At 74.2% G+C, this 19376-nt stretch carries 16 protein-coding genes; 9 read left to right on the top strand and 7 right to left on the bottom strand.

All coding sequences use genetic code 11. From position 1 onward, the window contains the following. Position 1: 1 nt before the first annotated feature. Positions 2-2221, top strand: coding sequence for an aldehyde oxidoreductase molybdenum-binding subunit PaoC (paoC, locus tag EAH89_RS00865; protein WP_140880874.1), 2220 nt, complete (start codon positions 2-4; stop codon positions 2219-2221). Positions 2222-2236: 15 nt separating this feature from the next. Here paoC and EAH89_RS00860 read toward each other — a convergent pair whose 3' ends face one another. Beyond that, a complete protein-coding gene (locus EAH89_RS00860; RefSeq protein WP_140880873.1) occupies positions 2237-3214 on the bottom strand; it encodes an SGNH/GDSL hydrolase family protein in 978 nt (325 codons plus the stop codon). Between the two features lie 186 nt (positions 3215-3400). After that, positions 3401-4456: a DUF808 domain-containing protein gene (locus EAH89_RS00855; protein ID WP_140880872.1), complete on the bottom strand. Its 1056-nt coding sequence runs from the start codon at positions 4454-4456 to the stop codon at positions 3401-3403. A 114-nt stretch (positions 4457-4570) separates the two neighbouring features. Here EAH89_RS00855 and EAH89_RS00850 point away from each other — a divergent pair, with 114 nt between their 5' ends. After that, positions 4571-5998: a glycoside hydrolase 5 family protein gene (locus EAH89_RS00850; protein WP_194152288.1), complete on the top strand. Its 1428-nt coding sequence runs from the start codon at positions 4571-4573 to the stop codon at positions 5996-5998. Positions 5999-6004: 6 nt separating this feature from the next. On the opposite strand, the gene EAH89_RS00845 is transcribed toward EAH89_RS00850, so the two are convergent. After that, the gene (locus tag EAH89_RS00845) at positions 6005-6910 is read right to left on the bottom strand and encodes a hypothetical protein (protein WP_140880871.1); all 906 of its coding nucleotides are present in this window, start codon (positions 6908-6910) and stop codon (positions 6005-6007) included. Between the two features lie 169 nt (positions 6911-7079). Between EAH89_RS00845 and EAH89_RS00840 the strand changes: the two genes are divergently transcribed. The 3 genes from EAH89_RS00840 to EAH89_RS00830 all read left to right on the top strand — a co-directional run bounded on the left by EAH89_RS00840 (position 7080) and on the right by EAH89_RS00830 (position 11506). Continuing rightward, positions 7080-8279 carry a M20 aminoacylase family protein gene (locus EAH89_RS00840; RefSeq protein WP_140880870.1) on the top strand — a complete coding sequence of 400 codons (1200 nt, stop codon included), beginning with the start codon at positions 7080-7082 and terminating at the stop codon, positions 8277-8279. Positions 8280-8463: 184 nt separating this feature from the next. Beyond that, positions 8464-10710: a PAS domain S-box protein gene (locus EAH89_RS32985; RefSeq protein ID WP_140880869.1), complete on the top strand. Its 2247-nt coding sequence runs from the start codon at positions 8464-8466 to the stop codon at positions 10708-10710. Between the two features lie 418 nt (positions 10711-11128). Beyond that, positions 11129-11506, top strand: coding sequence for a MarR family transcriptional regulator (locus tag EAH89_RS00830; protein ID WP_140880868.1), 378 nt, complete (start codon positions 11129-11131; stop codon positions 11504-11506). A 19-nt stretch (positions 11507-11525) separates the two neighbouring features. Here EAH89_RS00830 and EAH89_RS00825 read toward each other — a convergent pair whose 3' ends face one another. Then, the gene (locus EAH89_RS00825) at positions 11526-11891 is read right to left on the bottom strand and encodes a hypothetical protein (protein WP_140880867.1); all 366 of its coding nucleotides are present in this window, start codon (positions 11889-11891) and stop codon (positions 11526-11528) included. A gap of 160 nt (positions 11892-12051) precedes the next feature. Continuing rightward, entirely contained in the window at positions 12052-13017 is a 966-nt protein-coding gene (locus tag EAH89_RS00820) for a Bug family tripartite tricarboxylate transporter substrate binding protein (protein WP_194152287.1), read from the bottom strand. A 241-nt stretch (positions 13018-13258) separates the two neighbouring features. Here EAH89_RS00820 and EAH89_RS00815 point away from each other — a divergent pair, with 241 nt between their 5' ends. Next, positions 13259-13570 carry a hypothetical protein gene (locus EAH89_RS00815; protein WP_140880866.1) on the top strand — a complete coding sequence of 104 codons (312 nt, stop codon included), beginning with the start codon at positions 13259-13261 and terminating at the stop codon, positions 13568-13570. A 10-nt stretch (positions 13571-13580) separates the two neighbouring features. Here EAH89_RS00815 and EAH89_RS00810 read toward each other — a convergent pair whose 3' ends face one another. Continuing rightward, positions 13581-14939, bottom strand: coding sequence for an LLM class flavin-dependent oxidoreductase (locus EAH89_RS00810; RefSeq protein ID WP_140880865.1), 1359 nt, complete (start codon positions 14937-14939; stop codon positions 13581-13583). A gap of 119 nt (positions 14940-15058) precedes the next feature. Between EAH89_RS00810 and EAH89_RS00805 the strand changes: the two genes are divergently transcribed. Then, the gene (locus EAH89_RS00805) at positions 15059-16273 is read left to right on the top strand and encodes an MFS transporter (RefSeq protein WP_140880864.1); all 1215 of its coding nucleotides are present in this window, start codon (positions 15059-15061) and stop codon (positions 16271-16273) included. 9 nt (positions 16274-16282) lie between these two features. Here the strand turns inward: EAH89_RS00805 and EAH89_RS00800 are convergent, their stop codons facing one another. Continuing rightward, complete coding sequence (locus EAH89_RS00800; protein ID WP_140880863.1) at positions 16283-17398, bottom strand: NADH:flavin oxidoreductase/NADH oxidase; 1116 nt, start codon at positions 17396-17398, stop codon at positions 16283-16285. Between the two features lie 157 nt (positions 17399-17555). On the opposite strand from EAH89_RS00800, the gene EAH89_RS00795 reads away from it, so the two are divergent. Continuing rightward, positions 17556-18767 carry a PQQ-dependent sugar dehydrogenase gene (locus EAH89_RS00795; RefSeq protein ID WP_140880862.1) on the top strand — a complete coding sequence of 404 codons (1212 nt, stop codon included), beginning with the start codon at positions 17556-17558 and terminating at the stop codon, positions 18765-18767. A 5-nt stretch (positions 18768-18772) separates the two neighbouring features. After that, positions 18773-19375, top strand: a complete 603-nt coding sequence (locus tag EAH89_RS00790; protein ID WP_161993445.1) for a c-type cytochrome — start codon at positions 18773-18775, stop codon at positions 19373-19375. Position 19376: the final 1 nt, after the last annotated feature.

Raw genomic sequence — 19376 nt, 5'->3', positions numbered from 1 at the left:
CATGAAGTTCGACACCCCCGCCACCCGCAACCCGATCGACCAGATGCGCGTGGTCGGCAAGCCGATCGACCGCATCGACGGGCCGCGCAAGACCACGGGCACGGCGCCCTACGCCTATGAGCGCCATGACGCCGCGCCCAACCAAGCCTATGGCCACGTCCTCGGCGCCGGCATCGCCAAGGGGCGGATCGTCTCCATGGACACGGCGGCGGCAAAGGCGGCGCCGGGCGTGGTCGCCATCGTCACGACGCTCGACATGCCCCCCCTCGCGAAAGGCCAGACGAACGTCGCCCTCCTCTTCGGGGGCGCGGAGGTCCATCACTACCACCAGGCGATCGCCGTGGCGGTCGCCGAGACCTTCGAGCAGGCGCGCGACGCCGCGGCGATGATCCGCGTGAGCTACGCGCCCGAGCCCGGACGCTTCGACCTCGCGGCCGCGGCGAAGGACGCGCCGCTCTCGTCCGGCGACAGCGAGGAGGGCAGCGGCGCCCCGGCGGAGGACCGCGTCGGCGACTTCGAGGCCGCCTTCGCGGCCGCCCCCGTGCGGCTCGACGCCACCTACACCACGCCCGACGAGAGCCACGCGGCGATGGAGCCGCACGCCTCCATCGCGGCCTGGGAGGGCGAGAAGGTCACGATCTGGACCTCGAACCAGATGATCGCCTGGGGCAAGCGGGACCTGGCGAAGACTCTCGGCATCCCCGCCGCGAACGTGCGGCTGGATTCCCCCTTCGTGGGCGGCGGCTTCGGCGGCAAGCTCTTCCTCCGGGCGGACGCGGTAATGGCCGCGCTGGCGGCGCGGGCCGCGGGGCGGCCGGTGAAGGTGGCCCTCACCCGCCCGCAGGTCGCGAACAACACGACGCACCGCCCGGCCACGATCCAGCGCATCCGCGTCGGCGCGGGGCGCGACGGGCGGATCACCGCCATCGCGCACGAGAGCACCTCGGGCAACCTCAAGGACGGCAAGCCGGAGACGGCGGTGCAGCAGACGAAGCTGCTCTACGCCGGCGCGAACCGCCTGACCTCCCTTCGCCTCGCCGAGCTCGACCTGCCCGAGGGCAACGCCATGCGCGCACCGGGCGAGGCGCCGGGGCTGATGGCGCTCGAGATCGCCATGGACGAGATGGCGGAGAAGCTCGGCCTCGACCCCGTCGAGTTCCGCGTCCTCAACGACACCCAGGTCGATCCCGAGCACCCGGAGCGGCCGTTTTCGCAGCGCCAGCTCGTCCAGTGCCTGCGCCAGGGAGCGGAGCGCTTCGGCTGGAACCGGCGCAACGCGCGCCCCGGCGAGCGGCGCGAGGGCAACTGGCTTGTCGGCATGGGCATGGCCGCGGGCTTCCGCAACAACATGCTGACGAAGTCCGCCGCGCGCGTGCGGCTCGACCGCGAGGGCGTCGTGACGGTCGAGACCGACATGACGGATATCGGGACGGGCAGCTACACCATCATCGCGCAGACCGCCGCGGAGACGATGGGCCTGCCCATCGAAAAGGTGGTCGTGCGCCTCGGTGATTCCGACTTCCCGGCTTCCGCCGGCTCGGGCGGGCAATGGGGCGCGAACAACTCGACCGCGGGCGTCTTCGCCGCCTGCATGAAGCTGCGCGAGGCCGTGGCGCAGAAGCTCGGCTTCAACTCGGCGGACGCGGTCTTCGCGGAGGGCGAGGTGAGGGCGGGCAACCGGCGCGCGCCGCTCGGCCAGGCCGCCGGCGAGGGCGGGCTCGTGGCGGAGGACCTGATCGAGTACGGCGACCTCGCCAAGCGCTACCAGCAATCCACCTTCGCCGGGCATTTCGTCGAGGTCGGCGTGGACGCCTTCACGGGCGAGACGCGGGTGCGGCGGATGCTGGCCGTCTGCGCGGCGGGGCGCATCCTCAACCCGAAGTCGGCGCGCAGCCAGGTGATCGGCGCAATGACGATGGGCGTCGGCGCCGCGCTCACGGAGGAGCTCTCCGTCGACAAGCGGCTCGGCTTCTTCGTGAACCACGACCTCGCCAGCTACGAGGTGCCGGTGCACGCCGACATCCCGCACCAGGAGGTCGTTTTCCTCGACGAGGCGGACCCGATCTCCTCGCCGATGAAGGCGAAGGGCGTGGGCGAGCTCGGGCTCTGCGGCGTGGGCGCGGCGGTGGCGAACGCGATCCACAACGCGACCGGAATCCGCGTCCGCGACTACCCGATCACCCTCGACAAGCTGCTCGACCGGCTGCCGCCGGTGGCGTGACGGCCCGGCGTCGCGTCAGGCCGCGCGGCGCCGGCATCCCGCCAGCGCCAGCAGCCCGAGGCCGAACAGCGCGACCGAGGCCGGCTCGGGCACGCTGACGAGGCTTCCGGCCGCGGCCCCGATGAGCTGGTGCGCCGCGGTGGTCGGGTGGATGGCGTCGAAGAAGAGGAAGCCCGCGCAGGCCGGCGCAGCGCCGGGCGCGGCGAGGCAGGGCGTGTCGATGGACTGCGTGAAGCCAAAGGAGGCCGGGTTGGCCGCGATGGCGTCGGTCAGGCCGAGGAAGTCCAGCCGATACAGGCTGCTGCCCGGCAGGAGGCTGAGCTGGTCGAGCGCGCCGCCGAGCGCGGTGTTCAGCAGCACGGAAATCGCCTGCCCGGCGGCCTCCCCGCCGTTCGCTTCGGGCTGGAGGCCGACATCGGGAATCCCCGCGACCAGGATGCTGCGCGCGCCGAGCTGGTTGAGGGCGGAGACCCCGGCCGCGACGGCGGCCGCCACGGCGAAGGGGTCGGGCGCGTCGAGGTTCGCCGCGCGGATGGAGCGCGCGTCGTTGCCGCCGATGTTGAGGACGTAGAGCCCGGTCGGGTCGGCGGGCTTGCCGGTGAAGGCGATGTCGCCGGCGAAGGCGCCGATCTGCGCGGCGAGGTCGGGCGAGGCATCGGCGTTGGTGACCGCGCGCGCGCCGCCGACCGAGTAGTTCGTGCCACCCGCCAGCCGCGGCACCACGGCCCCGGTGCCGATCCGCTCGCTGAGGGTGTCCACCCAGACCGGCCCGTTCGAGAAGCGGCCGTCCGCGTAGCCGATCGCCGCCGGGGTGGGGCTCGGCAGGCCGAGCGCCTGGGCGCCGAGCTGCGCGTTGCCGGTGTCGGTCAGGCTGTCGCCGAAGACGGTGAGGCTGCTGAAGGGCGCCGCCATGGCCGCCGGCGCCACGAGGGCGGTGCCCGCCGCGACCGCCGCGCCGAGGGCAACCCGCCCGATTCCCCATCGCAGCGTCATGGCCGGTCCCCCTTCCGCTCCGGCCGGGCGGCCGGATTCGCGGCGCCATACTGGGCACCCGGGGGTATTTTCGCAATCAAGCGATAACTGCAGCAGGACGAGGGCGGCGGCTTTCGGGCCCCGAGTGACGCCGGCGCCACCGCGCGCCCCTTTGCCTCTCCGGCGAGGGGCGCGCTTCGGGCGTCCTCAGGCGCTCTGCTTGCGCCCGCCCGGCAGCAGCGCCGCGGCCGCGCGGACCAGCGGGGCGAGGACCAAGGAGGCGAGCGGGATCACCGCCAGGCCGACCCCCAGGCCGGCCAGGCCGGAGAGCGCGGCGCCCGTGCTCCATCCGGCGGCACCAGCCAGGGACGGAAGCGCCTCTGCCGCGCGCTCCGCCAGGTGCTGCACGAGGTGCGCGGGCGCGGCGACGCCGAAGGCCTCCAGCCCGTGCAGCACGATCCCGCCGCCGACCCAGAGCATGGCCGCGGTGCCGACGACGCCGAGCACGCGCAGGAAGGGCGGCATGCCCCGCACGAGGCCGCGGCCGAGCGGACGGGTCAGCCGGACGAGCCCGCGGTCCGCCGCGGTCGGCGCCCCGCCCGGCGCGGCGCGCAGGCCGAGCCGCGTCGAGGCCGGGCGGGCGTTGCGCGCCAGCGCGACGCCGGCGTCGTCCGCCTTCACGATGAGGGCGACCGCGCCATAGACAAGCACGGTCAGCCCCGTGCCCACGATGGCGAGGACGAGCGCGCGCGTGAGCACCGGCCCGGGCTCGAGCGAGGCGAGGGTGAGGGCCATGATCTCGGCGGAGAGGATGAAGTCCGTGCGGATGGCGCTGGCCACCCGCCGCTCCTCCAGCGCGGCGGGGTCGGCCGGGGCGGCGGCCGCCGCCGCCGAGGGCAAGTGCGGTGGCCGCAGGGCGTGCAGGACCTTCTCCGCGCCCTCGAAGCAGAGATAGGTGCCGCCGAGCATGAGCAGCGGCGTCATGCTCCAGGGCGCCATGATGCTCAGCAGGAGGAAGCCCGGCAGGAGGAACAGGAGCTTGTTCCGGAGGGAGCCGAGCGCGATCCGGCCGACGACGGGCAGTTCCCGCGACGCGGCGAAGCCGACGACGTAACGCGGGGTGACCGCCGCGTCGTCCACCACCACGCCGACCGCCTTGGTCCCGGCCTTGGCCGCCTGCCCGACGACATCGTCGAGGGAGGCGGCGGCCACCTTCGTCAGGGCCGCGAGGTCGTCCAGGATCGCCAGCAGGCCGATGCTCAAGCCATGTCCTCCGGAGGCCGCCGCGCGCGCCTCGCGGCTGGGAACGCGACCGGCGCGCCCGCGTTCACCCCACCCCCGCCGAATTCACGGCCGGTCCCACCCGGAAGGACCATGTTGAGCGACCTGCCCTGGATCCGGCGCGCGCCCGGCGCGCCCTACTTCGTCACCGCCGACGGCGACCCCTGGACCCCCGTGGGGCAGAACGACGCGATCACCTGGCCCGAGCTCGAGGGGCTCTACCGCCGCCGCGACCTGCCGGCGGTCGAGGCCCATCTGCGGCACCTGCGCGACAGCGGCGTGACCTGCCTGCGCCTGATGCTCGAGTACGCGCAGGGCAACCATCGCTTCCTCGAGCGGCCGGTGGGCCGCTTCGTCCCGGCCATGGTGCGGCTCTGGGACGACCTGCTGGGGCTCTGCGCGCGCCTCGGCCTGCGCGTCCTCCTCACGCCCTTCGACACCTTCTTCACCTGGATCCGCTGGCGGCACCATCCCTACAACGCCGCCAATGGCGGTCCCTGCTCGGCGCGCACGCGCCTCCTCACCTGCCCCGCCGCGCGGGAGGCCGTGAAGGCGCGGCTCGCCTTCGCCACGCGGCGATGGGGCGGCAGCGGGGTGGTCTTCGCCTGGGACCTCTGGAACGAGATGCACCCCGCCCAGGCGGAGAACGACCACGGCGCCTTCGCTGCCTTCATCGACGACGTCGGCCCCTTCCTGCGCGACCTGGAGACAGGCCTGCACGGGCGCGCGCACCCGCAATGCGTCTCCGTCTTCGGCCCCGAGCTGCTGGCGAGCCCGGCCATCGCGGAGCCGATCTTCCGCCACCCGCGTCTCGACTTCGCGAGCAGCCATTTCTACGAGAGCGGCACGATCGACCACCCCGCGGACACCGTGGCACCCGCCGTCAGCGTCGGGCGGCTGACGCGGGACGCGCTGTCGCGCATCGCGGACCTCCGCCCCTTCCTCGATTCCGAGCACGGCCCGATCCACAGCTTCAAGGACCGCCACGCGACCCTGCCGGAGCCCTTCGACGACGAGTACTTCCGGCACATCCAGTGGGCGCATCTCGCCTCGGGCGGGGCGGGCGGGGGCATGCGCTGGCCCAACCGCCACCCGCATGTCCTCAGCCCCGGAATGCGGCAGGCGCAGGCGGGCCTCTCGCGCTTCCTCCCGCTGGTGGACTGGCCGCGGTTCCGACGCCGCAACCTGAGCGAGGAGATCCGGGCCGAGGGCACCCCGGTCCACGTCTTCGGCTGCGCCGACGCGCGCCAGGCGGTCGTCTGGCTCCTGCGGCCCGTCCTCGGCGAGGCGACGGCCTTCCGCGGCCGGGCGCTCCGGCGCGCGGCGACCGGCGGGGAGAGCGCGGTCGGGCTGACCGTTCCCGGCCTCGCGCCCGGCGCCTACGAGGCCGTTCTCTGGGACACGGCGGCGGGACAGGAGGCGGGGCGGGTTTCCGCCACGGCTGGCCGCGACGGGCTCGCCCTGCCGCTCCGCTTCGGGGGCGCCGACCTCGCCGTCGCGATCCGCCCCGCCGGCGGCGCCTAGGCGGCGTCAGCCCAGGGGCGCCGCCGGCCGGGCGGCGCGGCCGAGGAAGGCGGGGCCGCCGACCTCCCCGGCTTCGACCCCGCGGTCGAGGTCGAGGCCCGTCAGGCGCCAGTCGTGCACCGGCAGCGGCAGGGGCCGGAGGAGCCTTTCGTGGAAGCGGGTGGGCCAGCGGATCCCGTCGCGCGCCAAGTGCCCGGAGCAGTCCACCTCGGCGACGGCGCCCCGCGTGGATTCCAGCCCATTGAGCGAGAAGCGCACGCGGCGCATCAGCCCCTCGGCGCGGTCGATGAACAGGGCAAGCTCCTCCGCCTCCGAGAAGCCGAGGCCGGGCGCGAGGCGGGCGCGGAGGACCTGGCAGTCGTGGGCCACTCCGTCTACGGACACGCGCTCGTCCCCGGCCAGGGCGAGCCGCATCGGTCGGCCGCCGGCGCGCAGCCGCGCGAGGTGCATCGGGCCGAGCAGGAAGAGGCTGTAGCCGTCCACGACCAGCGCCGCCGCCGCCCGCCGCTCCGCGTCCCGCGCCTCCTCCCCGTTGAACCAGACGCGGACCTCCCCCGGGCCCGTGGCCTCCGCGCGCCGGACGACCGCCTTCCGGCCGGCCGGCCCGCTGTGCTGCTGGGCGACGATCCCCGCCCGGAGGAGGAGCCGCTCCTCCGAGCCGCCGCGGAAGCCCTTGTCGACGAGCGCGGGCTGCAGGCGGTCGATCAGCCCGGGCCACTCGCCCTCGTAGCGGACGGCGAGGTCGCGGGCCGCGCCGAGCGCCGGCAGCCCGTGCGCCGCGGCGCTGCGGGCGAGGAGGGCCTCGGCCTCCGCCCCCGTGCCCGTCCCCTCGACCGGCGGCAGCGGCGCGGCGCAGCCGGCCAGCGCCGGAAGGGCAAGCAAGGCGGCGCGGCGGCCCGTTCGATGGCTCATCCCGTCCTCTCCCTCCGGCGTCCCCGGCGATCCTGCCGGGAAGGGGGCGCCGGGACCAGCCGCCCGTGAAGCCGCCCGTGAAGCCGCCGGCGCCGGCCGCCTTGACCGGACGGGATGGCGCAAGCAGCCTCCCCGGCCGCCACGCCGCTTCCCGAGGGGTCCATCATCCATGCCGCGCGATGCAGTTCTTACGGAAATCGAAGGCTACGCGGAGGAGCTGATCGCCATCCGGCGCGACATCCACCGGCACCCCGAGACCCGCTTCGAGGAGGTCCGCACGGCGGCGCTGGTCGCGGGCAAGCTGCGGGAATGGGGGCTGGACGTGACCGAGAAGGTCGGCGTCACCGGGGTGGTCGGCACCTTGCAGGGGCGTCGCCCGGGCCAGCGCGCCATCGGGCTGCGCGCCGACATGGACGCGCTGTTCATCGAGGAGGCGAACGGCTTCGACCACCGCTCGACCGTTCCCGGCAAGATGCACGCCTGCGGGCATGACGGCCACACCGCGATGCTGCTCGGCGCGGCGCGCTACCTCGCCCAGCACCGGGACTTCGCAGGCACGGTCCAGTTCATCTTCCAGCCGGCCGAGGAGGCCGCGACGGGCGCGAAGGCGATGCTGCGGGACGGGCTCTTCGAGCGCTTTCCCGTTGACGCCGTCTACGGCCTGCACAACTCGCCCGGCATCCCCGTGGGCGAGTTCGCGACGCGCGCCGGGCCGATCCTGGCGGGGGCGGACTTCTGGGGGGTCACCTTCCGCGGCACCGGCGGGCACGGCGGCGCCGCGCCGCACCTGGCGACCGACGTGACGGTGGCGCTCGGCCATTTCCTCCTCGCCGTCCACACCATCCTGCCGCGGAACCTGCACCCGACCGAGCCGGCGGCGGTCAGCGTCGGCCACGTGTCGGGCGGCGCCTTCAACTCGCCCAACGTCATGCCGTCCGAGGTCGTCGTGCGCGGCACGGCGCGCTTCTTCCGCCCGGAGGCGCAGGCGGTCATCCGGCGGCGGCTGGAGGAGCTGGCCCGCTCGCTCGCCGAGGCCCATGGCTGCACGGCGGAATCCTTCTACGAGCCCCTCTGCCCGCCGACCGTGAACGCCGCGGAGAAGGTGCCCGTCGCGCGGGCCGCGGCGGCGGCGCTGGTGGGCGAGGGACGGGTGGGCGACGTCCCCATGAGCACGGGCGGCGAGGACTTCGCCTTCATGCTGCAGGAGAAGCCCGGCGCCTTCATGCGGATCGGCAACGGGATGAACCCCGACGGCAGCTTCCACAACGTCCACACGCCGCACTACGACTTCAACGACGCGGCGCTGGCGCTGGGCTCCGCCTATTGGGTGAGCCTCGTGCAGGAGGAGCTCGGCCTGGCGGACGGCTGACCCGGCGCGGCCCCCTGCCCAAGGCGGTGGCCGCCGGCGGCGGGCGACGAAAACTGCCCCTCTCCCGCCCGGATGTGCCACCATCCCGCCCCGGCTCACGGTCGCTTCTCCCGCCTGGGTTCGCTTCGTGGTGGCGGTCGAGCGGCCGGCCGTTGCGCGAGGACCAAAAGGGGAGGGCGCGAGGATGCCGCTGTCCGCAGGGGGAGGCGAGGGCTGGCCGGCCGGCGGGGGGATGGCCGCGCGCATCCGGGCGTATGACTGGCCCGCCACGGCGCTCGGCCCGATCGGCGACTGGCCGCCGGGCCTCCGGGCGGCGGTCGATCTCATGCTGGCCGTGCGCGAGCCGGTCTTCCTCCTCTGGGGGCCGCGCGCCTGCCTTCTCCACAACGACGGCTTCCTGTCCCTCCTGGGCGAGGCGGGCTCGCCCGGGGGGTGCGAGGCCGCGCTCGGGCGGGACGTGGAGCTTCCGCCGCCCGTCCGCGAGGCGCTTCGGGCCGGCGAACCGCACCGGCTGGCCTGGGAGGGGCTCGGCCTGCCGGGGACGGCGTCGACGCCGCGGCGGCGCTCCGCCTTCTCCCTGACGCCGGTCTGGGGCGAGGACGGCGCGGTCGCCGGCTTCTGCGGCGTCGCGGCCAGCCCATCCCGTCCCGGCCGGTCGCCCGACGCCGCGGGGGGCGTCGGCCGCGTGGGCGAGGACCAGCTCGCGGACATCTTCACCCACGCCTCCGTCGGCCTCTCCGTGGTCGGGACCAACGGGCGGTTCATCACGGTGAACGACGAGCTGTGCCGCATCCTGGGGCGCCCGCGCGAGGTGCTGATGCAATCGGGCGTCGCCGACGTCACCTTCGCCGACGACCTCCTGCCCAGCCTCGACGCGGTGGTCCGCACGCTCCGCACGGGCGAGCCGAGCTCGCTCGACAAGCGCTACATCCGCCCGGACGGGAGCCATGTCTGGGCCAGCAGCACCATCACCCGCCTGCGGGACGCCGGGGGCGAGGCCGCGAAGCTTCTCGTCGTGACGATCGACCTGACCGCCCGGCGCGACGCCGAGGAGCTGCTCCGCCAGAGCGAGGAACGGCTGCGCTTCGTCATCGAGAACGTGCGCGACTACGCGATCCTCATCACCGACCCGCAGGGGGTCGTCACCAGCTGGTTTCCCGGCGCCGAGGCGGCCTTCGGGTGGCGGCCGGAGGAGATCGTCGGCCAGCCGGCCTCGGTCCTCTTCACGCCCGAGGACCGCGCGGCCGGCCTGCCCGGCCAGGAATTCGCCCTCGCCCGCGAGACCGGCGACGCGCCCTCGGCCCGCTGGCACCTTCGCCGGGACGGCGGGCGCGTCTTCCTGGACGGGCGGTCCGTTGCGCTCCGCCGCGCCGACGGCGCCCTGCGCGGTTTCCTCAAGATCGGCCAGGACGTGACCGGGCGCCGCGCGGCGGAGGAGAAGCTGGCGCGCAGCGAGGCGCTGTTCCGCACGCTCGCGACGGGCATCGACCAGCTCGTCTTCCTCGGCGAGCCCACGGGCGCCCGCGACTGGAGCAGCCCGCAATGGTGCGACTTCACCGGCCTCGGCGCGAAGGCGAGCCGCGGCTACGGCTGGCTCGACGCCGTCCATCCCGACGACCGGGAGGCCACCCGCGGGGCCTGGTCCGAGGCCGCCGTGGAGAGCGGCCTCTACGTCGAGCACCGCCTGCGGCGCGCGGACGGCGCCTATCGCTGGCACCAGACTCGCGCGCGGCCGGTGCGGCGGGGGGAGGGGGCGGCGAGCGAGTGGGTGGGCGCCTCGACCGACGTCCACCAGCTGCGCCACCTCCAGGAGGTGCAGTCGGTCCTCGTGGCCGAGCTCCAGCACCGCACGCGCAACCTCATCGGGGTGGTCCGCTCGCTGGCCGACAGCACCCTCGCGCGGAGCGCCTCGATGGAGGATTTCCGCGGTCGCTTCTCGGACCGGCTGGGGGCGCTGGCGCGGGTGCAGGGCCTGCTGGCCCGGCAGGAGACCGGGCAGCGCGTCACCTTCGGGGAGCTGATCCGTACGAGCCTCTCCGGGCCGGGCGCCTTCGACGACGGCGGGCAGGTGACGCTGGAGGGACCGGCGAGCGTGGGGCTGCGCTCGGGCAAGGTGCAGACCCTGGCGCTCGCGCTGCACGAGCTCGCGACGAACGCCCTCAAATACGGCGCGCTCTCTGTCCCCGGCGGGCACCTTTCCGTCCGGTGGTGCGTCGAGCAGGACGGCGAGGGCCAGCCGCGCCTGCAGATCGAATGGCAGGAATCGGGCGTCGGCCTTCCCGCGCCTCCCGAGGGCGCCGAGGCGAAGCGGGGCTACGGCCGGGAGCTGATCGAGCGCGCGCTCCCCTACCAGCTCCAGGCCGAGACCGCCTACGCCATCCGCCCGGACGGGGTCTGCTGCCGGATCAGCCTGCCCATCCCCGCGCGCTGACGGCGCCCACTCACCTTTCGCCAATTAGAATATCGCTCAAAGATCCGGGTGGGTGATATCGGCAAAGCGCGGCGGCAACCTTTGCGCGTTTTCTCAACTAAAGAGACGAAACGCGCGTATTTTTTCAAGCGAAATGTCTCAGGGCGGAATGCCGGAGTGCGGCAGGCGGCCGGAAGCCGGACCGGGCCGCCGGCCTGCCGCAGGCCTTTGAAAAGACGGGGCAGGGACGCGTCACGCTTGGTCAGGGTCATTGCCGGCTGTGCCGCGGGCCCGCTTTTCCGCCTTAACCCGCGAAAATCCGTCAGGGCCGATAATTAAATGTCGACGGAAGTCGGATGGATCAATCCGCCTGTTGATATGATCGCACGATCATCTATGATACGTTGCATAGCCAGACCGGCATGGAAAAGGAGCTTCGATGCCCGTGCAAGGCACACCGGACCAGTTCGTCGGAATTCTGCGGGACACGATCGTCGCCCTCGTGCGCCGCGACGGCCCCGACCTTTCGGCGCGCCAGCTCGGCGTGTTCCTGACGGTCTACCTCGGCGAGGGGCCGCACACCGTGCGCGGCCTGGCCGCGTCGCTCAACGTCTCCAAGCCCGCCATCACGCGCGCGCTGGACCGGCTGGGCGAGCTCGACTTCGCCCGCCGCAAGACCGACCCCCAGGACCGCCGCTCCGTCCTCGTCCAGCGCACCGTCAAGGGCGCCGCCCTCCTGCGCGAGATGCGCACCATCATGGGCGAGGCCGCCGCGTCCCCGCAGGAGCCCGTGAAGGTCGCCAGCGGCGCGTCGTAGTGGGACGCGCCCGCGGCGCTCAGGTACCGTAGGCGATGGCGCGCGGCGTCTTCTCCGCGGCCTCGATGGCGGCGAGGGCGCGGCGCAGGCTGGGGTAGACGCCGGACTTGGTGCAGGCCGGGACGCTCGACACCTCGAAGCCGTCCACCGTGCGAGAGACGAGCCAGGCGAGCGAGAGATCGCCCACCAGCGCGCCGTGGCTCGAGGGCGTGACGACCCCGAGCCAGACCTCCCCGTCGTCGCTCAGATGCGTCTCGACCCACCAGGTCCCGCCGAGGGTCGCCGCGAGATGGGCGGCCCAGCCGGCGGCTAGGTGCCGTTCGGACTGCGTGATGCTCAGCACCGTCGGAATCGGACGGGCGAAGGGCAGAATGATCGCGGCCACCGCGGCGTTCCCGGGACGCGAGGCTGGCTTGCCCGCGACACTTCCCCGGTATCGCATCACGCGGCTGTGAAATCAAGAAGAACTGATCCATGGATCAGTTGAACCGGTGCAACCGCTCCGGAGGCGGCGGGCCGCGATCCGGGCCCGCCGCGCCAGTCCCTCAGCCGAGCTTCAGGCGCGCGGTCAGGTCGCGGAAGAAGGCCCGGTCGGCGGCCACGTTCGCGTCGAACTCGGCGGCCTCGGCGTAGCTGTAGCCGAGGTTCACCCGCGCCAGGGCCTCCTTGAAGGAGGGCTCGGCCGCGGCCTTGCGGGCGATCTCCCCAAGCGTCTCCAGCACCAGCGCCGGGGTGGCGCGCGGGACGCCGAGGCCGCGCCAGGTGCCGATCGCCAGGTCCACGCCGCGCTCCTTCAGCGTGGGCACGCTCTCGAAGCCCGGCACGCGCTGGTCCGACATGACGACGAGCGCGCGCATCTTGCCGCCCTGCACATGCGCGTTCGCCTCGCCCGGGCCGCAGCACATGGCGTCGACATGACCGCCCAGCAGGGCCGTCAGCCCCGGGGCCGCGCCGGGATAGGGGACGTGCAGGAAGCTGGTGCCGGTCTTCTCGGCCATGGCGGCGCCCGAGAGGTGCCAGATGGAGCCGACGCCGGAGTCGCCGAGCGTCACGCCGCCGGGCCGCCGCTTCGCCTCGCCGATGAAGTCCTCGAAGCTCTGCCAGGGCGATTCCGTCCGCACGAGGATCGAGGCCGGGTCCGCGTTCAGCCGGGCGATCATGCGGAAGTCGTCTGCGGAGAAGCGGATCTGGTTCAGGAAGGGAAGGATCGCGAGCTCGACGAAGACGACGCAGACCTTGTAGCCGTCGGGCCGCGCGTTCAGCACCTCGCCGAAGCCGACCGCGCCGCTGGCGCCGGGGCGGTTGACGATGATGAAGGGCTGGGGCGAGTGCCGCTTGGCCGCCTCCGCGAAGGCGCGCGCGAGGACGTCCGTGCCGCCGCCGGCCGAGGCCGGGACGATGAGCTCGATCGGGCGGGTCGGGTAGTCCGCGGCCCTTGCCCGCGGGGCCAGGCCGAGGGCGGCGGCTCCGGCGGCGAGGCCGATGAACTCCGATCGGCGGATGGTCGTCATGGCGGGCGCTTCCTCGTGCTTCGTGCCGCGCGGGCCGGCCGGAAGGGGCCCTCGTCGGCCCCGCCCCGCGCCGCCCGGGGGAGGCGGAGCATTCCCGAACCCCGGCCGGCGGGCAAGCGCGACGCCCCGGCGCCGCGTGCCCCGGCCGCCTTGTGCGCGGCCCCGGCAGGGCACAGATGGAGGGGATGCATGCGACAGCCAGCAGCCATCCCCCCGGCGTTGGACCAACGAGGCCCGGTGCATGAACCAGACCGTCCAGGGAAGCCCCGCCGAGCGGGTCGTCAGCCTCAGCCGGGCGCGCGACGACAAGCTCTGGGCGGTCGTCGCCGCCATCGGCCGCAAGACGCGCGTGGCCGAGATCTACCCCAGCCGGGCGGCGGCGGACGCCGACCGCAACTGGCGGGAGCAGCAGGTCCGGGCCTACGCGGCCTTCCTGCGGAGCTCGAGCATGCCGGTGCCGAACTACAGCGTCTCGCCGATCCGCCGCGCCGACCTGCCGCGCAGCTGGCGCCCGCTTCCGGCGCTCGGCTTCCTGCACGGCCAGTTCATCTGACGGGACGGCCTCACCCGCCCCGGTGCCGCGCCGCGGCGTGGGAGGCGGGCAGGCGGGCGCGGCCGAAGAGCTTCTCGCGGTAGGTGCCCTCCCGGTAGGCGGTCTTGTAGGCGCCGCGCTCCTGCAGGGCGGGGACGAGCATCGCGGCGACGTCGTCGAAGCACTCGGGCACCACGGTGCGGGAGAGGTTGAAGCCGTCCACCCCAGTCTCCTCGCTCCATTCCACCAGCCGGTCCGCCAGCCGCTCGGCCGAGCCGACCCAGGGCTGCTGGCGGCTGCCGAGGACGAGCTGGTCGAGCAGCTTGCGGCGCGTCCATTGCGGGCCGGCGCTGCGCGTCATCGCCTCCACGTTCGAGACGATCGCCTGGGTGCCCTCGGTCGAGATCGGCTCGTCGAGGTCGTAGCGCGCGAAGTCGATGCCGAGCGAGGCGGCGGCGTGGGCCATCGCGGCCTCGCTGCTCGCGTGGCGCCGGTACTCCTCGAACTTTTCCTCCGCCTCGGCGTCGGTGCGGCCGAGGACGAGGGTCGCGCCCATGAAGACCTTCACGTCGCCGGGCGCGCGCCCGAGGGCCACGGCGCGGGCGCGGATGTCGTCCACGATCTCGCGCACGGCCTCCTTCTTGCCCCCGTTGACGAAGACGCACTCGGCGTGGGTCGCCGCGAAGCGCCGCCCGCGGCTCGAGGCGCCGGCCTGGTAGAGCACCGGCGTGCGCTGCGGCGAGGGCGAGGAGAGGTGCATCGCGTCGAGCCGGTACTGCGGCCCCTCGTGGTGGACCGCGCGCACCTTCGCCGGGTCCGCGTAGATCCCGCGCGCGCGGTCGGCGAGCACGGCGTCGTCGTCCCAGCTCCCCTCCCAGAGCTTGTAGACGAGGGACATGTACTCGTCGGCGAGGTCGTAGCGGTCGTCATGCGCGATCTGCCCGCCGATGCCGGCCGCGCGCGCCGCGCTGTCGAGGTAGCCGGTGACGATGTTCCAGCCGATGCGCCCGCCCGTGAGGTGGTCGAGCGTGGACATCCGCCGCGCGAAGAGGAAGGGCGGCTCGTAGACGAGGTTGCAGGTGACGCCGAAGCCGAGGTGCCGCGTGACCGCGGCCATGGCGGGGATGACGAGGGTCGGATCGTTCACCGGCACCTGCACCGCGCCGCGGATCGCCGCGTCCGGGCTGCCGCCGAGGACGTCGTAGACGCCGAGCACGTCCGCGAAGAAGATCCCGTCGAAGAGCCCGGCCTCGAGCCGCCGCGCGTAGTCGGTCCAGTAGGCCATCTCCCCGAAGCGCGTGGACTGGTCCCGGGGATGGGTCCAGAGGCCGTGCTGGATGTGCCCGACGCAGGCCATGTCGAAGGCGTTCAGGCGGATCTCGCGCGGCATCTCGTGTCCTGGTTCTGGGGTCCCGCGGCGCGGCAGGGCCGGCGCGGGCGGGGCCGCCAGCTTGCGGCGCGCTCCGGCCCTGTGCAACCTGCCGCCCGGCGCGCTGGGGGGATGACCGCATGGCCGGGAAGGCCGCCAACCTCGCCCTGATCGTCGTCGCGCAGGTCATGGCGCTCGCCCTCTGGTTCTCGGGCACGGCGGCGGGGCCGGGCATGGCGCGCGAGGCCGCGGAAACCGCGCCCGGCTTCCAGGCGCTGCTCACCGCCGCGGTGCAGGCCGGCTTCGTCGCGGGCACGCTCGCCAGCGCGGCGCTCTCGCTGCCCGACCGCTTCGACCCGCGGCGCGTCTTCGCCGCGGCGGCGCTGGCGGGCGCGGCGGCGAACGGGCTCATCCTCCTGCTGCCCGCCGGCGGCACGGCGGCGATCGCGGCGCGCTTCGCGACAGGCGCGGCGCTCGCGGGCGTCTATCCCGTGGGCATGAAGCTCGCGGCCGGCTGGGCGGACCGCGGCGACGCGGGCTGGGTGATCGGCCTCGTCGTCGGCGGTCTCACGCTCGGCTCGGCCTCGCCGCACCTGGTGAACGCGCTTGGCGGGCTGGACTGGCGCGTGACGCTCGGCATGGCCTCGCTCTCGGCCGTGGCGGCGGCCGGGCTGATCGGGCTGACGCGGACCGGGCCGCGCCACGCGCGGGCCGCGCGGTTCCGCCCGGGCGCGGCGCTGGCGCTGTGGCGGGACCGCGACAAGCGCCTCGTGACCCTCGGCTATCTCGGCCACATGTGGGAGCTCTACGCCATGTGGGCCTGGGTCGGGCTCTATCTCTCGGCGAGCTTCGGCGCCTGGCGCGGCGTGGCGGAGGCGGCCGGGGCGGGGGCCTCGCTCGCGACCTTCCTCGTCATCGCCGCGGGCGCGCTCGGCAGCGTGGCCGCGGGGTGGCTGGCGGACCGGCTCGGGCGGGTGCGCGTGACGGTCGGCGCCATGGCGACCTCGGGCGCCTGCTGCCTCCTCGCGGGCCCCGCCTTCGGGGCGCACCCGGCCGTGACGCTCGCGCTGTGCCTTCTCTGGGGCGTCGCGGTGGTCGCGGATTCCGCGCAGTTCTCGGCGAGCCTCGCGGAGCTTTCCGAGCCCGCGCTGACGGGCACGATGCTGACGCTGCAGACCTGCCTCGGCTTCGCGCTGACGCTGCTCACCATCCAGCTGATGCCGGTCCTCGTGGAGGGCGGCGGCTGGGGCCTAGCCTTCGCGGTGCTGGCGGCCGGGCCGTCGCTGGGCTGCGCCGCGATGCTGCGCCTCGGCCGCAGCCCTGCCGCGGCGCGGCTCGCCGGCGGGCGCGGCTAGGGGCCTCGCTCAGCGCTGCCCGAAGCTGGCGGCCTCGAACAGGTCCTTGTACTCGCGCGGCTGGGACCGCCAGTACTGCTTCGGCGCGACGACCCGCGCGCCGAGCCTGGCCGCCGCGTGCCAGGGCCAGCGCGGGTCGTAGAGCATGGCGCGGGCGAGGGAGACGGCGTCGGCCTCGCCGTTGGCAATGATCGCCTCCGCCTGCTCCGCCTCGGTGATGAGGCCGACGGCGATGGTGGGCAGGCCGACCTCCGCCTTCACGCGCTGCGCGAAAGGCACCTGGTAGCCCGGGCCGAGCTTGATCGCCTGCTGCGGCGAGACGCCGCCCGAGGTGACGTGGATGGCCGCGCAGCCCCGCTCCTTCAGCGCCCGCGACAGCGCGACCGTGCCCTCGACGTCCCAGCCGCCCGGTACCCAGTCGGTCGCGGAGATGCGCATCCAGACCGGACGCTCCGCGGGAAAGGCGGCGCGGACGGCGTCGAAGACCTCGATCGGGAAGCGCAGGCGGTTCTCGAGGCTGCCGCCGTACTCGTCGGTGCGGTGGTTGGCGAGCGGCGAGAGGAACTGGTGCAGGAGGTAGCCGTGGGCGCCGTGGATCTCGATGCCGTCCAGCCCGAGGCGCGCCGCGCGCTCGGCCGCCCGCACGAAGTCCCCGCGCACGCGGTCGAGCCCCGCGCGGTCGAGCGCGCGCGGCGCGTCCTCGTCCGAGGAATGCGGCACGGCCGAGGGCGCCTCCGTCTTCCATCCGCCGGGCGCGCCGGGCGGGATCTGCGCGCCGCCGTCCCAGGGCGCGCGGCTGGAGGCCTTGCGGCCGGCGTGGCTGAGCTGCACCGCGATGGGCATGGGCGAGTTCGCGCGCACGGCCGGCAGCACGCGCGCCAGCGCCGCCTCGGTCGCGTCGTCGTAGAGGCCGAGGTCGGCGGGCGAGATCCGCCCCTCCGGCGACACGGCGGTGGCCTCGAGGATCATCAGCCCGGCGCCGGAGAGAGCGAGGTGGCCGAGGTGAATCAGATGCCAGTCGCCCGCCGCGCCGTCCGTCGCCGAGTACTGGCACATGGGCGCGATGACGATGCGGTTGGCGAGCCGGAGGCCTCCGAGTTGCAGTGGTTCGAAGAGGCGGCTCATCCGGTGGTTCCTCGCGCGGGAACGGAAGGCTGGCGCGCGCCCGTGCGGACGGCAAGCCCCGGCGCCCGCGCGGTGCGAAGGCCTGTTGTCTTGCGGATGGCGGCGTGATTACCATTCCACAAGAATGGCCCATCAAACGCCATCCCGGAGGAAACCGATGCCCCAGATCACTTGGCGCGCGCCGCTGGCGGGCGCGCTGTGCCTTGCCCTCGCCCTGCCCGCCCTCGCGCAGCAGCCGGCCGCCCCGCCCTCCTGGGCGCAGGGTCGCAGCCCCGAGCAGGCGTCCAGCCCGCTGGCGCCGCACTCGCCGCGCCTGACCGCGACCGCCGCCGACCGCATCCCGCTCGACAGCATCCGACTGCCCGAGGGCTTCCGCGCGGAGCTCTGGGCCTCCGGCATGCCCGGCGCGCGGATGATGACGCGCGGCGAGGACGGCACGGTCTATGTGGGGACGCGCACCATCGGGCGCGTCTACGCGGTCAAGGACGAGGGCGGCACGCGCACGCCGCGGGTGCTCGCCCAGCGCCTGGACAACCCGAATGGCGTCGCGGTGCGGGACGGCGCTCTCTACGTCATCGCGATCAACCGGGTGCTGCGCTACGACAACATCGCGAGCAACCCCAACGCCGAGCCGGTCGAGCTGACCCAGGCCTTCGCGCTGCCGACCGAGGCGCATCACGGCTGGAAGTTCGCGGCCTTCGGGCCCGACGGCAAGCTCTACATGAACATCGGCGCGCCCTGTAATGTCTGCGAGATCGACGAGAACCGCCATGCGCTGATCGTGCGCTACAACCCCGATGGCTCCGGGCGCGAGGTGGTGGGGCGCGGCATCCGCAACTCCGTCGGCTTCGACTGGCAGCCGGGCACGGGCGTGCTCTACGCGAGCAACAACGCGCGCGACTGGGTGAGCAACGAGACGCCGCAGGACAGCTTCCACCGGCTGAACCGGGTGGGCGAGCACCACGGCTTCCCCTTCTGCTCGGGCGAGGCGTGGCAGGACCCGGGCCATACCGGCCGGGTCTGCTCCGAGTTCCCGGCGCCCGTCGCGCTGCTTGGCCCGCACGCGGCGCCGCTCGGCATGCGCTTCTACAACGGCGCGATGTTCCCCGAGGCCTATCGCGGCCGCGCCTTCGTCGCCCGCCACGGCTCGTGGAACCGCGACGACAAGAGCGGCTTCGACGTCGTCACCGTGACGCTGAACGCCGACGGCTCGCGCGGCACGGTCGAGCCCTTCCTGACCGGGCTTCTCGACACCGGCGACAACAGCTTCAAGGGCCGGCCGACCGACGTGCTGGTGATGCCCGACGGCTCGATGCTGGTCTCGGACGAGCAGAACGGCGCCATCTACCGCATCTCCTACGGGCGGTGAGGGGCTTGCGGGCACTGCTTCGGGGAGGGCTGGCGCTCGCGCTGGCCCTCCCGCTTCTTGGCGCGTTTGCCGGAGCCCGCGCGCAGGACGCGGCGCGCGGGGCCGCCCTCGCGGAGGAGCGCGGCTGCGGCGCCTGCCACGGGCCGCGCGGGGTCTCGGCCATCGAGAACATCCCCTCGCTCGCCGGGCAGCAAGCGGAGTTCATCGCGGTGCAGCTCGTGCTGTTCCGGGAGGGGCTGCGCGACGTGCCGCCGATGGAGGCGCCCTCCGCCGGACTCACCGACGCGCAGGTGGAGGACCTCGCCGCGCATTTCGCCTCGCTCCCCCACGCGCCGCCGGAGGACCGGCCCGCGCGCAACGCCGAGGCCTTCGCGCGGGGCGAGGCGCTGGCCGGGCCGCTCCGCTGCGGCATCTGCCACCGCGCCGACCTGTCCGGCCAGAACCAGGTGCCGCACATCGCGGCGCAGCGCGAGGACTTCCTCGCGGGCACGCTGCGCGCCTACCGCGACGACCAGCGCCGCGGCTCGGACACGCAGATGAACGGCGTGGTGAAGGGGCTGAGCGACGCCGACATCGCGGCGATCGCCCATTACGTCGCCCAGCGCTGAG

This window comes from Muricoccus nepalensis (genome assembly GCF_006438825.1).
GTDB classification, from domain to species: Bacteria; Pseudomonadota; Alphaproteobacteria; order Acetobacterales; family Acetobacteraceae; genus Roseomonas; species Roseomonas nepalensis.
This window is presented reverse-complemented; position numbering and strand designations above follow the sequence as displayed.

What these genes read in the sequence shown, in the direction of transcription:
- paoC (WP_140880874.1), top strand. Translation starts at nt 2, where the DNA reads ATGAAGTTCGACACCCCCGCCACCCGCAACCCGATCGACCAGATGCGC.
- EAH89_RS00860 (WP_140880873.1), bottom strand. Translation starts at nt 3,214, where the DNA reads ATGACGCTGCGATGGGGAATCGGGCGGGTTGCCCTCGGCGCGGCGGTC.
- EAH89_RS00845 (WP_140880871.1), bottom strand. Translation starts at nt 6,910, where the DNA reads ATGAGCCATCGAACGGGCCGCCGCGCCGCCTTGCTTGCCCTTCCGGCG.
- EAH89_RS00840 (WP_140880870.1), top strand. Translation starts at nt 7,080, where the DNA reads ATGCCGCGCGATGCAGTTCTTACGGAAATCGAAGGCTACGCGGAGGAG.
- EAH89_RS32985 (WP_140880869.1), top strand. Translation starts at nt 8,464, where the DNA reads ATGCCGCTGTCCGCAGGGGGAGGCGAGGGCTGGCCGGCCGGCGGGGGG.
- EAH89_RS00830 (WP_140880868.1), top strand. Translation starts at nt 11,129, where the DNA reads ATGCCCGTGCAAGGCACACCGGACCAGTTCGTCGGAATTCTGCGGGAC.
- EAH89_RS00820 (WP_194152287.1), bottom strand. Translation starts at nt 13,017, where the DNA reads ATGACGACCATCCGCCGATCGGAGTTCATCGGCCTCGCCGCCGGAGCC.
- EAH89_RS00815 (WP_140880866.1), top strand. Translation starts at nt 13,259, where the DNA reads ATGAACCAGACCGTCCAGGGAAGCCCCGCCGAGCGGGTCGTCAGCCTC.
- EAH89_RS00810 (WP_140880865.1), bottom strand. Translation starts at nt 14,939, where the DNA reads ATGCCGCGCGAGATCCGCCTGAACGCCTTCGACATGGCCTGCGTCGGG.
- EAH89_RS00805 (WP_140880864.1), top strand. Translation starts at nt 15,059, where the DNA reads ATGGCCGGGAAGGCCGCCAACCTCGCCCTGATCGTCGTCGCGCAGGTC.
- EAH89_RS00800 (WP_140880863.1), bottom strand. Translation starts at nt 17,398, where the DNA reads ATGAGCCGCCTCTTCGAACCACTGCAACTCGGAGGCCTCCGGCTCGCC.
- EAH89_RS00795 (WP_140880862.1), top strand. Translation starts at nt 17,556, where the DNA reads ATGCCCCAGATCACTTGGCGCGCGCCGCTGGCGGGCGCGCTGTGCCTT.